This window comes from Aneurinibacillus aneurinilyticus ATCC 12856, from assembly GCF_000466385.1.
In the GTDB taxonomy this organism is placed as follows: domain Bacteria; phylum Bacillota; class Bacilli; order Aneurinibacillales; family Aneurinibacillaceae; genus Aneurinibacillus; species Aneurinibacillus aneurinilyticus.
On sequence record NZ_KE952842.1, the window covers coordinates 18,406 to 29,725 of the forward strand.

Consider the following 11,320-nt stretch of genomic DNA (forward strand, 5'->3'; position numbering starts at 1 on the left):
TTCTTCCACCTTATGGATAATCAACAGGCGTGTACTTGTTTATATAATCTTATTGCTTTACATAAGGCAATTTCAAGCTATATGAACCTTAACAGGACCTCTTCCCAAAAAAAGCACCTCCTCGCTTGAAAAAGCTGGAGATGCTCTTATAAGCCGGACAGGGTCGGCTATGTATTTATTACATTTTTGTTACTTCTGTTGTGCAAGGTACGTAGCTACTTTTTCTATATCTTCATCATTATTCAGAAGCCCGCCTGGCATCGCTGTTCCTGGACGTCCTTCCTTGATTACCTTGACGATTCCAGCCTTATCCAAACGTCCGCCTACTTTTTCAAGTTCAGGACCGACACCGCCTTTTAGATTTTGTCCGTGGCAGGATATGCATTTGCCCTGCATGATTTTCATTGCATCATCGCCGCCCGCGCCTGTCGCTGCAGATTGGTTTTGATTCTGGTCGGCTGGAGCACTTGAAGGCTTATCCCCGCCGCCACAGGCCGCTAATCCGACTGCCAACGTCAGCAATAAACCTGCAGTTGTTAACTTTTTCATAAATTTCACCTCCCCTTCCAATCATTGTACTCACCTCTTACCTACATTTTCAATATGTAACACGCATTACTTATCACATATTTTTGAATCTTTCCCGCTTCGCACAAATGTCGAAATACGGTATGCAATTTATGTAGAAACCACCGAATAAATGGGATACAATAAGGTGTAAGGAAGGTGTTTAACTTGTCAAATCAACCAAGACCTGCCTACGGCGGCCAGGCCGTCATCGAAGGCGTAATGTTCGGTGGAAAACACTACACTGTAACTGCTGTCCGGCGCAAAGACGATACAATTGAATATTATGAAGAACCGAAGGAAGAAATCCCCTGGGTAAAAAAGCTGCAAAGAATCCCTTTCCTGAGGGGAATCGTCGGCTTGATTACGTCAAGCGCCAACGGTTCCAAACACCTTAATTTTTCGACGGAGCGTTACGATTCTGAGCCGGGCAAAGAGAAGCAGGAAAATTCCGCACCCTCTAGGCTAACGATGATTCTCGGCGTAGCGGTCATCGGTGTTCTATCCTTCTTATTCGGCAAATTAATCTTCACCGTGGTTCCGGCCATTCTTGCGGATGTACTGTTCCAGCGGGTTACCAATAATATTGTCCAGAATTTAATCGAGGGCGGTATCAAAATTATCCTCCTGCTCGTCTATATTCTAGTTATCGCACGAACCCCGATGATTAAAAGGCTTTTCCAATATCATGGAGCCGAACATAAAGTGATTAATGCGTATGAAGCTGGGGTAGAATTAACAGTAAAGAGAGTTCAGCAATTCTCTACACTGCACTATCGGTGCGGCAGTAGTTTTATCGTATTTACAGTCCTTGTTGGCGTGGTTATTTATTCGTTCTTTCACTATGACTCCCTCTGGGAAAGAATCTACCAGCGTATCCTGCTCCTGCCAGTTGTTATCGGTGTTTCCTATGAGACACTCCAGGCTACCAACAAACTGCGTAATGTTCCTTTCTTACGTATTCTTGGGTATCCGGGTTTGTGGCTACAAAAAATAACCACCCGCGAACCGGATGATAAACAGGTAGAAGTAGCTATTGCTTCTTTCCTTCGCATGCGAGAGCTGGATGAGGCGAAGCATAGCGCTCCCACGACAACAATTTCAATTAGCTAACCTTCTTAAATATTGGTAAACTCCAAACGAAATGAGGTGTTAGGGTGTCGCGTAAGTCTCAGATTTTCACATTTGTGGTGCTTGCCCTTGTCGGAGTCGGATTTGCCACTCAGCTTTACGAAGACGCTTGGGGGTTGCTTAAGTCTATCCTTATCTTTGCCGTCATCGCGGCCGTATTGTATTTCTTGGTGAATAAGCTACTTCTTTCCCGGGGCGTTGGAATGTCCTCCAGCCCAGTGGATAAAGGGTATCAAAAAGCGTTGCGTCAGCAAAAACAGCGCAACAAGCTCAAAAAACAACAGGGTCAGCCATCAACACCGTTCGCTCCAGCCTCTCCCTCGAAGCTGAAGAAGATGAACCGCTTGAAACCATCCCTGCGCCGCGATAATCCATTCCGGGTTATTGAAGGCAAAAAAAACAAACCAAATAAAACGACAAAAACCTCTTGATCTGTATCAAGAGGTTTTTCTTTTGAGACGTAACAAATGCATACGGCCCATAAATTGCTTAGCAGCCGCTATACCGGATTGGTATAGCCACTCCCGTTCTACCTCGGTAATATCAAACTTGGCGGCTGGAATGCCTTCTGTTGGAATAAAAACCGTACGTGCGGCATGTTGCTTGTCGATATAGCGCTGGTCATGTGCTTGTATCATCGTTTTCACCATCGCATTCATATATTCCGGCAACGTATGAATTCCATATGGTTTCGTTTCGTAACCGGCTGAAAGACGGAATCCGATGGTCGGATAGTGCGATTCATTATCGTCTTCAAACAGCCAGAGTGGAAATCGGCTCAAAATTCCCCCATCTACGATATAGACTGGCATCCCCTTCCTCTGAACAATAACCGGTTCAAAATAAAAAGGCAGGCTGGCGCTCATACGCACCGCCAATGCTATCGATAAAGATTGCGGGCAAAGTCCGATTCGCTCGGCATCATCCGGTAAAACAAGCAGACGTCCATCCGTAATATCGGAAGCAATAACCTTTAAAGTATTGGGCGGTAAATCACCGAAAACCCGAATGTTCTTAGCGGCAAGATGAATATCCATCCAGTTATATAAATAATCCGCAGAATAAATTCCCTTCTTCATCCAGAGGTTAAGCCATGGCCCGATGCCTGGAATTCGCGCTATCCCCTGTTTTTTCTGTAATGCCATGTAATCGAACTCTTTCATCAACCCGTTTAGCTCATCGGCACGGTATCCTGCCGCCACAAGGCTTGCAACAATGGCTCCCGCTGATGTACCAGCGACACGGCGCCAGCTGAATCCACGCTGTTCAAATTCTGTAATGGCTCCGGCAAAAGCGATCCCTTTGACCCCGCCTCCTTCAAATACCGCATTAATTTTTCTCACGCTCTTCTCTCCCTTCTGATTTTTCTTTGTAAATGTACTCAGGAAGTGGGCATTTAAGAAGTAAGAAAAACTCGCAGACATTGCCCCTCTTCCTTCCATTTAAAAAAGGGTATGGAAGGCCTTAAGGCTTTCCATACCCTTTTTATACGATTATTCTACAATTTCATCTTCTGCTTCGCGCAATTGGCGAAGCTCTTCTACACGTGCCGGATTCTCCTGCAAATACTGCACCAGATACTCGATACATGTAATCGAATCCCAGCTTAAATGGTGTTCGATACCTTCCACATCATCGAAAATAACATCCTCTGACACACCAATAAGACGCATGAAATCTTCGAGCAATGCATGCCGATCCACCAATCTCTTGCCCATTTTTTTACCTTTGCTCGTCAAAACGAGACCACGGTACTTTTCATATATTAAATATTGGCTCTTGTCCAATTTTTGTACCATTTTCGTAACAGAAGAAGGATGCACGTTAAGCGCTTCCGCAATATCGGAAACACGCGCGTACCCCTTTTCTTCAATCAAAGTATAAATTCGTTCCAAATAATCTTCCATACTTGGAGTTGCCATGCCGTTCCCCCATCCTTACGCACTTCTCTTCCCAGCAATGCGCACACTATTCCTTTATGATACCGCACTTTAAAAAAGACTTGCAAGATTTTCAAGTAAAATAATCAATTTTGGCGTGCGGAAAATAATAAACCAGCATTTTTTCTATCGTTTCCTGCAATTCCTTGGCCTGCTCTTTCTTATACACATACTTACCTCGACCATAGCGGCCCCATTTATATTGCCGCTCCTCTTCATTCATTTTCAATTTGCTCTTTGGGTATCGCGTTTCAATAACTTTTTTCGCCGTTTTTGTGAAACGGTGCTGAATCAATTCAAATGTAAGATCCGTTTTCGCCTCGTTCGGAAGCATAGCTTCCAGCCGCTCCAGTAAGTCTCGGTAACCTTCTTGCCAGCCATCAAATCGGTATAGTGGCGCGATAATGAATCCGAGCGGAAATCCTGCGTATGCCACTTTGCCCGCTGCCTCAATCCGATCGAGGAATGGAGATGTAGCCGGTTCAAAGTTTTTGATGACATAATCGGCATTAATGCTGAAACGAAAACGGGTGCGGCCGTTATGTCTTGCATCAAGCAATGGTTCGACATGCGCGTACTTCGTTACGAATCGCAGACGACCATACTCTTGTTGTCCCATATATTCGATACAACGCTTCAAACTTCCGGTTATGTGTTCAATTCCGACAGGATCAGATGTACAGGCTGCTTCGAAACGGGTAATTTCCGGTTTACGCTCCTCAATATATCGGCCCGCCTGCTCAAGAACCTCATCCATGTTAACATAGACACGAATATATGGCTTGCTGCCCATCGTTGTTTGCAGATAGCAATAGTGACAATGCCCCATACAGCCCGTAGACAGCGGTATCGCATACTCAGCGGACGGCTTGGATGTATCGAACTTCAGTGTTTTGCGCACCCCTATAACAAGAGTACGCTTCGCATTACGGTATTTCTCCAATTCCGTTTCGCCCGGGATGCCACGCACTTGATTATGGGATGTTGTCATATAAATGGGCGTACCTTTTGCCGTAAATCGCTTCATCAAAACTTCCCCAAGAGGATAAGTAAGCGCATCCGGCTCGAAAAACACCTGATCCGGTTCAAATGGCTTAATCCCCGGTATACGCGGCGTTTCTATTGTGGTTGGCATTCACCACACCTGCTTTCTTTTTCTTTAGTGTGCACGCAAAGCAGGCAAAATCGCGCAATAAAACCCTGACTTTTTCGTCAGGGCTTTCCAGTATTACCGGAAGTTAATGAATTGTAGATCCAGCGGGAAATCAGCCGCTTTCAGCGCAGACATAACCTGCTGCAAATCATCCCGGCTTTTGCCGGAAACGCGCACCTGATCATCTTGAATTTGGCTTTTCACCTTTAGTTTCGTATCCTTAATCAGCTTGTTGATTTTTTTCGCATTGTCCGCGTCAATGCCCTGAGCAATTTTTCCTCGCTGCCGAACCGTACCACCCGATGCAGGTTCTACCTTACCGTACGACACGCTTTTTAGTGAAATGCCACGCTTTATAAGCTTCCCATTCAGAACGTCTTTTACCTGCTCAAGCTTGAACTCATCATCCGAGACAATAACCAGTTCCTCTTTCTCCAGCGTAATGTCACTCTTGCTGCCTTTGAAATCATAACGGTTCTCAATCTCTTTCAATGCCTGATTTACTGAGTTTGTTACCTCGGTTAAGTCAACCTTGGATACAATATCAAACGAATTCTCCTTGCTCATCCTCTTCCTCCTTCCATGCTTCTCCATTCTATGTCCTATCGTATCAGATTTCAGCCCGAAAAAGGAGGGTGAACACAGGAAAATCAATGGAATGGAAATTTTGCTTCAATTTTACGTAACCATTCTTCGGTACGTCGTACCCATTCATCCGAGGCGGGTGCGTCTTTTTCCACCGGACTTGCAAATTGATCCATGACCGCAGTGTATGTACGGTACCTCGCTGTATCATCCTGATTATCCTGATAATGATGCACCAATAAAAAAGGTGTTCCCAGACGAATGATTGCGTCATTCTCGCCAAAGTTTCCTTGTTCCGGAATGCCTGGAATCCGTAAAAAATAGTATTTTCCCTCAACTTCGTCCGCACCCATCTTCAAATCAAAAAAACCACCATCAATATCCCAGTTTCCGCCAACTGAAAAATCATGTCTATTAAAAAACTCGAATAGTTCCTTAAACGTTCTCCTTTGACCGTCCAGTGAAGACTGTATTGCAATCATGATACGTCTCCTTCCATTGTCCATTTCTTTCAGTTTTTGAGCAGCAGAAGAATTTTATGCAAAAAACCTCTGCAAAAGTAGAAGTATAACGTAAAGCTTGTCCTCATGCCTGTTGATTATCCATAAGGCGGAAGAGAGAAGGCTATTCGCATTCTATGGTGGAATAAGGTAATTACTTTAAAATCTAATGGCTAGTTAAAAAGTCTCCCATCCATCTTTATCCTTATGCGTGTTTTGTTCTTCTCCATTTGTTTCCCCACAGTAGGGACATTTATGATTTTTTGATGCTAATGTTGAAACATCTGCTTCATAATCACGACTACAATTTTTACACTCAAAGATAGACATCATTGGTTTAAATGACATAACTAACTCTCCTATCTAATTTTTTCAATCCTTCTACCACATGATACGATTTAATACTTAAAATACCTAAATAATAATGTAATGTTTCCACCAAGAATGCGAATAGCCGTAAAAAATAAATCAATCTCTAACCCAGTGATTGCCGTGTTCACTTTGAAATGATGATTCTAAGATCATAGTCCGTGGTTATGTATTGGCTATTGGTTTTTCGTTCTGTTTTTATTAAAGATCTTTAAAACAACTTTTAGGCAAAAACTAAATTTATCTAATAACCAAATCGAGCCTACAAATAGAAGTGTGCCAACACAAAGCAAGAATAGCGGAAACATTAGCGTCAATCCATTTAGTCCTTTAACTGCTTCGTCTCCCCATAATTCAGAACTAAAAAGACGTAAGGTAATTTGATAAGAACAATAAACTAGAAAACTAGAAAAATAGCCCATATTAATGAAATGATGAATGTTAGAATAGTAAGCAGAACTCGCAAATACACACCATCCTTTCTCCTTGTAATAATGTTGCTGTCTACGTTCCAAACATGTGCTGTAGTACGTAACTATAAAGTCCGGATTAGAACAGACCAATTGAATACCAATAAGTCAAAAATTTTGCATTTTTGTGGTCTCTATATTTTTTCCTAAAAGCGTGTTTCTTGCTAAATTTCTCATAACCTTTATACGCCTTTTCCTTTTCTTTATCTGTCATCATCAGTAAGCTACCCTCATCTGCAATAATTGGAATGTCTTTTTATTTTTCTTTCGCTGGCGTTTTTTCACTTTTTCCCCTCTTTACATTTTTCATTCTCTTTCTTCTCCAAGTTCTTCGACCTCTGCTTTTAGGCAATCAAAACACATAACTTCGCACCCACTGTAGCCCTGCCTTCTATATGTCTGTCCATCCTCCTTAAAGACAGTAACCGGCAATTTGATTAGCGCCTTTTTCTTGTCATCACAAGACGGGCAAATGGTTCCTAGATTCATTTTTACACCCACTCCTTTCACGATTTGTTTCTTTTCAGACTTCAAACATGGGGAACTCTTTTTCCATTACACTTCCTGTGCTTTCATACATTAAGCGTAATAGACCGGATGTGGTACATGCAAAAATCGGAAGGGTCGATTTTTATTAATAGCTTTCTCGATATAATAAATATTGACAAACATATGAGCCTGTACTTCATAATGTTTTGCTGTACAAGCTCCTTATGATGCCTAAACGCCCCTTATTTAGAAGACTCATTCTTTTCTCTCCACCAGTGACATTTCAAAGCGTATCTTAATTTAGACAACTGATCCCCTTCTAACAAATGATTCTTCTCCAGGTTACGTAATACATCAACATACAATGCAGCCGCCTCAGATACTCCAAGGTTAAATCGCATGGATTTAAAGCCATTACTTAACATAGAGACGATATAATTTACCTCTTGCTCTTCTATCCGATTCCCTTTATCTAATTCCTGTAGTAGAGCTACTATTATTTCTTGGTGCTTTTGCCTTAAAATTTTCTTTACGTAATGAATATAGGCAAACATATAGGCCTGCATTTCAATAATGTTTTGTGAACTGTACAAACTCCTTACGATGTTTGAACGCACTCTCTCCAAAAGACTTATTCTTTCCTCTTCACCAGTGAAGTTATTATTGCCGAGATTAATCGTTTCAGCCAAATATATGCCTTTAAACTGTGCGTCGTGAATAATATTGCTTTTAGAAATCTCTTCTTCTAATACTCTATCGAAGTCAGTCAATAACTCCTCTTCCAACAATGTAACCTCTCGTATCCTGCTCAAAGTATCCATATAGTTTCATCCTCCTTGTCATATGTTTTTTTTTCATTCGATCAAAAAGGCAACAAAAAAAGCACACTTATCCCGTAAAGAAAAGAACGGGTATAAGAGTGCTTCTCCTATAACAATTATGGACTTATAGTAAAATATTGTTAAGCATATTATATACGAATACTCCGTTTAAATAAACAACTTTATCAGCGATTTATGTAAAATGGGAGAAAAAAGCATGTACTTATTATTACGAGAAGGTAGACGTAAAATGCTACTAACTCACTCGTGCTCTGTTTCTTCACTTGGAGCCTCTCCCGCATCGTTATTTTCTTCAAATTCATCCATAAACTCCATTCCTGTAGTTTTAAATTTAGTCACGATCCGTTCCTGTAACAAATGATCCTCCCACATTCTAACACAATCATCCCCCTGCTCCCATGCCATATAGAGTTCTGGAAGCTTCAATGTCTGTTGTATCTTTGGATCCCACAAATTTATATCCGAATTTTTTGTTTGAAAAAAGATTTTAAAGCGATAATTCTGTTGTGGAACTGGAAATAGAACATCAGAGGCCAGGACAATTGATGTAGTAGTTGAAATGGTAAGTGAATTAAGAATTTGTAATACACGAACCATGAAACGCTGAATATCCTCATCTGTATCAGTTACCAGAAAATCTTTTGGTGGTTCTACAATTAATAGAAATTGTTGTGGCTTATCCAGCTTAGCTACAAAAGCCCAAAACGACCAGGCAGCTCGTAAAAATGAAGCTGCCCGCTCTGCAACTGTCCCTGTTCCAATATGATATTTCATCCCTTGGCCGGGCACCTTATGCCATTGAACAGCTTCTACTAGGCCAAATTTATGACGCAGCCAATCCTTATGATCACCTTCTTCCATTTGTTCCAATGCTCGTTTATAGCCTTTAAACGGTCCCTCCATATGACTCCTAAAAGAGGCTGAAGGTAATAAGTCTTTACGTTCAACTCCCTTTATCATAGCCAGCAAAAGAAGATAAGCTGCTGAAAAGAAATTGCGATCGAGTATAAATAAATTACGATCCTCAAATTCCTCAGGTGGGTCAGGATAACTTTCCATCCAATCAATCGCATCGATTTCATACACCTCTCCGTTTTCTGGTGGCTCCCCCCCTATAATCCAAAACACCGCATTTTCATCACGGGTATGTACTAAACGAGCAATTTCCTCAACCATCTTCTCCCTTGGCGATATGTCCCTATCCCCTATAATTGCTAAGCGGCAGTGTTCTACGTGCCACCATGCCCATCCCATATCACCACCACCATTCACAAAATTACCGATAATGATTGGCTTTGTAATCGATTTAGTCATGATTTACCTCCATTTAAAACAAAAAAGCACCGTCAGCTGGCAGAGCAAAAAAACTGCCAAACTAACGGTGCTTCCGTTATTAGATAGTATTTACTTCAAAAAAAGTATAGCAAAAAAAGGGAAATTGCAATAATTGTGGACCAGTATTATGTTGATTACATACCCTTAAATGCTTTTTTTCATCATCGCTAAACTATTTTTAAAATTTCTATAGTGGTAATTCTTCTTGCTCAAAGACACCTACAAAGCTTAAGGATAAACCGTATGTTTTTAAAATATCGTTGACTTCGACTACTGCCTTGTCTCCAAAATTCGGAATACTATAAAATTCATGCTCCGTCATCTTTACTAGCTCGTAAACAGTTTCAATACCTTTTCTTTTTAGGCGATTCCTTATTCTGGAAGGTAATCCAATATCCTCAACGTTAATTGTTTTTGCATATTTATCTAAACCTTCCTGAACGTATTTGTTTTTTCTAACGATTCGTTTCTCAAGTTCAATATCTACCAAAATGCCTTCACCAAATTTTTTAGTTAAAACTGATCTAATGGCTTCCAACTCAATTAGAAGCTCCTTAGTATCAACCTCCACAAAACCCCTCCTTTTTCAGCTAAACAAAACTATATAATCATTACTAATTACATTTATAAAATGCATTAATTTTAATTTATTAGGTATATTATATCGTATTTTATTAAAATGTCGAATGTACGTTCTTTTTATTTTCCGAAGAAACATCTATGATAGTAAACATACATATCATTTTTCGACCCTAAATAAAGCTGTTTAATTTGAAAATACAAACTTGTAGTCCTTCTCCTTTTTTCCACCTTTTTGATTTCCACATTTAGGACAAAAAGGGCCATCATAGTTTTTTTGTGATTCTCTAATCCTTCCACGCCTTATGTAAAAATGATGATGACACATATTACAAATTTACTTCTTCTCTGGTAAAAAATCGAGAAGAGTATTTATTATAAAGTCAAAACCCTTCATACCATGTAAGTCTCCTTTTTTATTTTTAATCAAAAATAGCCAAGGGGGCTCCAGGAGGTGGAGATGAATTGACTTTCGGTCAGAAAGATGGAGTTGCATGGGGAAACCCATTAAACAGAAAGGATTACGCTTAGTAGCATTAGCATAGCAAAAAGAACACTTGAAACGAGAGGAATCGCTCGATCGGTTTTCGTTGGCTACTAAAAGCAACGATAAGTCGAAACCCCCACTTCAAGTTAGGTTTTAAGTGATGGGTAGTTCACATATATTCATCATTTTCCAAAGCTATACATTAGAGGATCAACCTTCTGGCCATCAACAATGACCTCAAAATGAAGATGTGGACCAGTGCTCCGTCCTGTTGAACCAATTTCAGCAATCTTTTGACCTACGGTGACATCCTGACCAACCTCCACTACTATCCCTCCATGTCTAATATGACCATAAAGGGTACTTATCCCATTGCCATGATAAACAACGACGGCGTTTCCATATCCATTCATTGTACCTGCAAACACGACTCGACCCGTTTGTGCACTATAAATTGCATCCCCCATAGGTCCAGCAATATCAATTCCAGAGTGAAGCTTTTTCGTGTGTAAAATTGGATGTATTCTATAGCCAAATCTCGAAGATATTATTTTACTATTTGTTGGCCATAAGAACATACCTCCACTACTATTTATATAGGCTGATTGACTTTGTAAAAGAAGGATGGTTTCAGGATTAAATGCACCAGCCTCATCAAGTGTCGTTGTTCATGAAGTACTGCTAGCATTTTTTCCTGTGATTCCTTTTGAAGCATAAGATTTTGATATACAATTCGTTGTTTTGCTTCTAGATCCAACAATTTCGTATACTTTTTTTGTACGATTTGCTTTTGTTCTACCTGTTCCTTTACCGTCTCATGGTAGCCTTTCAATATCTCCTCTGTTTGTGGCAATCTAAAAATGTAGCGTTTGG

At 40.6% G+C, this 11,320-nt stretch carries 15 protein-coding genes; 2 read left to right on the forward strand and 13 right to left on the reverse strand.

Features of this window, described 5'->3' with window-relative positions:
• Nucleotides 1-189 precede the first annotated feature (189 nt).
• Nucleotides 190-549, reverse strand: coding sequence for a c-type cytochrome (locus tag HMPREF0083_RS17470; protein WP_040303455.1), 360 nt, complete (start codon nucleotides 547-549; stop codon nucleotides 190-192).
• Between the two features lie 186 nt (nucleotides 550-735).
• Between HMPREF0083_RS17470 and HMPREF0083_RS17475 the strand changes: the two genes are divergently transcribed.
• Both HMPREF0083_RS17475 and HMPREF0083_RS17480 read left to right on the forward strand, forming a co-directional pair.
• Nucleotides 736-1,680, forward strand: a complete 945-nt coding sequence (locus tag HMPREF0083_RS17475) for a DUF1385 domain-containing protein (RefSeq protein ID WP_040303458.1) — start codon at nucleotides 736-738, stop codon at nucleotides 1,678-1,680.
• Nucleotides 1,681-1,724: 44 nt separating this feature from the next.
• Nucleotides 1,725-2,129: an SA1362 family protein gene (locus HMPREF0083_RS17480; protein WP_040303461.1), complete on the forward strand. Its 405-nt coding sequence runs from the start codon at nucleotides 1,725-1,727 to the stop codon at nucleotides 2,127-2,129.
• A 6-nt stretch (nucleotides 2,130-2,135) separates the two neighbouring features.
• Here HMPREF0083_RS17480 and HMPREF0083_RS17485 read toward each other — a convergent pair whose 3' ends face one another.
• The 12 genes from HMPREF0083_RS17485 to HMPREF0083_RS17535 form a co-directional block, all read right to left on the reverse strand.
• Nucleotides 2,136-3,041, reverse strand: coding sequence for a patatin-like phospholipase family protein (locus tag HMPREF0083_RS17485; RefSeq protein ID WP_040303484.1), 906 nt, complete (start codon nucleotides 3,039-3,041; stop codon nucleotides 2,136-2,138).
• Nucleotides 3,042-3,191: 150 nt separating this feature from the next.
• Entirely contained in the window at nucleotides 3,192-3,620 is a 429-nt protein-coding gene (gene mntR, locus HMPREF0083_RS17490) for a transcriptional regulator MntR (protein ID WP_021622957.1), read from the reverse strand.
• A gap of 91 nt (nucleotides 3,621-3,711) precedes the next feature.
• Nucleotides 3,712-4,773, reverse strand: coding sequence for a spore photoproduct lyase (gene splB, locus HMPREF0083_RS17495; RefSeq protein ID WP_021622958.1), 1,062 nt, complete (start codon nucleotides 4,771-4,773; stop codon nucleotides 3,712-3,714).
• A 93-nt stretch (nucleotides 4,774-4,866) separates the two neighbouring features.
• Nucleotides 4,867-5,358: a YajQ family cyclic di-GMP-binding protein gene (locus HMPREF0083_RS17500; protein ID WP_040303464.1), complete on the reverse strand. Its 492-nt coding sequence runs from the start codon at nucleotides 5,356-5,358 to the stop codon at nucleotides 4,867-4,869.
• Nucleotides 5,359-5,441: 83 nt separating this feature from the next.
• Nucleotides 5,442-5,858: a YugN family protein gene (locus tag HMPREF0083_RS17505; RefSeq protein WP_040303467.1), complete on the reverse strand. Its 417-nt coding sequence runs from the start codon at nucleotides 5,856-5,858 to the stop codon at nucleotides 5,442-5,444.
• Between the two features lie 195 nt (nucleotides 5,859-6,053).
• Complete coding sequence (locus HMPREF0083_RS28210; protein WP_021622961.1) at nucleotides 6,054-6,224, reverse strand: TFIIB-type zinc ribbon-containing protein; 171 nt, start codon at nucleotides 6,222-6,224, stop codon at nucleotides 6,054-6,056.
• A gap of 797 nt (nucleotides 6,225-7,021) precedes the next feature.
• Nucleotides 7,022-7,249 (reverse strand): hypothetical protein, encoded by a 228-nt coding sequence (locus HMPREF0083_RS17510; RefSeq protein WP_021622963.1) that lies wholly within the window; start codon nucleotides 7,247-7,249, stop codon nucleotides 7,022-7,024.
• Nucleotides 7,250-7,446: 197 nt separating this feature from the next.
• On the reverse strand, nucleotides 7,447-8,025 hold the full coding sequence (locus HMPREF0083_RS17515) for a hypothetical protein (RefSeq protein WP_021622964.1): 579 nt from the start codon (nucleotides 8,023-8,025) through the stop codon (nucleotides 7,447-7,449).
• A 261-nt stretch (nucleotides 8,026-8,286) separates the two neighbouring features.
• Nucleotides 8,287-9,360, reverse strand: coding sequence for a hypothetical protein (locus HMPREF0083_RS17520; RefSeq protein ID WP_021622965.1), 1,074 nt, complete (start codon nucleotides 9,358-9,360; stop codon nucleotides 8,287-8,289).
• Between the two features lie 208 nt (nucleotides 9,361-9,568).
• Nucleotides 9,569-9,952: a DNA-directed RNA polymerase subunit alpha C-terminal domain-containing protein gene (locus tag HMPREF0083_RS17525; RefSeq protein ID WP_021622967.1), complete on the reverse strand. Its 384-nt coding sequence runs from the start codon at nucleotides 9,950-9,952 to the stop codon at nucleotides 9,569-9,571.
• Between the two features lie 677 nt (nucleotides 9,953-10,629).
• Entirely contained in the window at nucleotides 10,630-11,025 is a 396-nt protein-coding gene (locus tag HMPREF0083_RS17530; RefSeq protein WP_021622970.1) for a M23 family metallopeptidase, read from the reverse strand.
• A gap of 14 nt (nucleotides 11,026-11,039) precedes the next feature.
• On the reverse strand, nucleotides 11,040-11,320 hold a 281-nt coding region (locus HMPREF0083_RS17535), incomplete at its 5' end, for a hypothetical protein (protein WP_021622971.1).

Bases quoted from the DNA above. Each gene is read 5' to 3' on its own strand.
- HMPREF0083_RS17470 (WP_040303455.1), bottom strand. From the start codon at position 549: ATGAAAAAGTTAACAACTGCAGGTTTATTGCTGACGTTGGCAGTCGGA.
- mntR (WP_021622957.1), bottom strand. From the start codon at position 3,620: ATGGCAACTCCAAGTATGGAAGATTATTTGGAACGAATTTATACTTTG.
- splB (WP_021622958.1), bottom strand. From the start codon at position 4,773: ATGCCAACCACAATAGAAACGCCGCGTATACCGGGGATTAAGCCATTT.
- HMPREF0083_RS17500 (WP_040303464.1), bottom strand. From the start codon at position 5,358: ATGAGCAAGGAGAATTCGTTTGATATTGTATCCAAGGTTGACTTAACC.
- HMPREF0083_RS17505 (WP_040303467.1), bottom strand. From the start codon at position 5,858: ATGATTGCAATACAGTCTTCACTGGACGGTCAAAGGAGAACGTTTAAG.
- HMPREF0083_RS28210 (WP_021622961.1), bottom strand. From the start codon at position 6,224: ATGTCATTTAAACCAATGATGTCTATCTTTGAGTGTAAAAATTGTAGT.
- HMPREF0083_RS17515 (WP_021622964.1), bottom strand. From the start codon at position 8,025: ATGGATACTTTGAGCAGGATACGAGAGGTTACATTGTTGGAAGAGGAG.
- HMPREF0083_RS17520 (WP_021622965.1), bottom strand. From the start codon at position 9,360: ATGACTAAATCGATTACAAAGCCAATCATTATCGGTAATTTTGTGAAT.
- HMPREF0083_RS17530 (WP_021622970.1), bottom strand. From the start codon at position 11,025: ATGTTCTTATGGCCAACAAATAGTAAAATAATATCTTCGAGATTTGGC.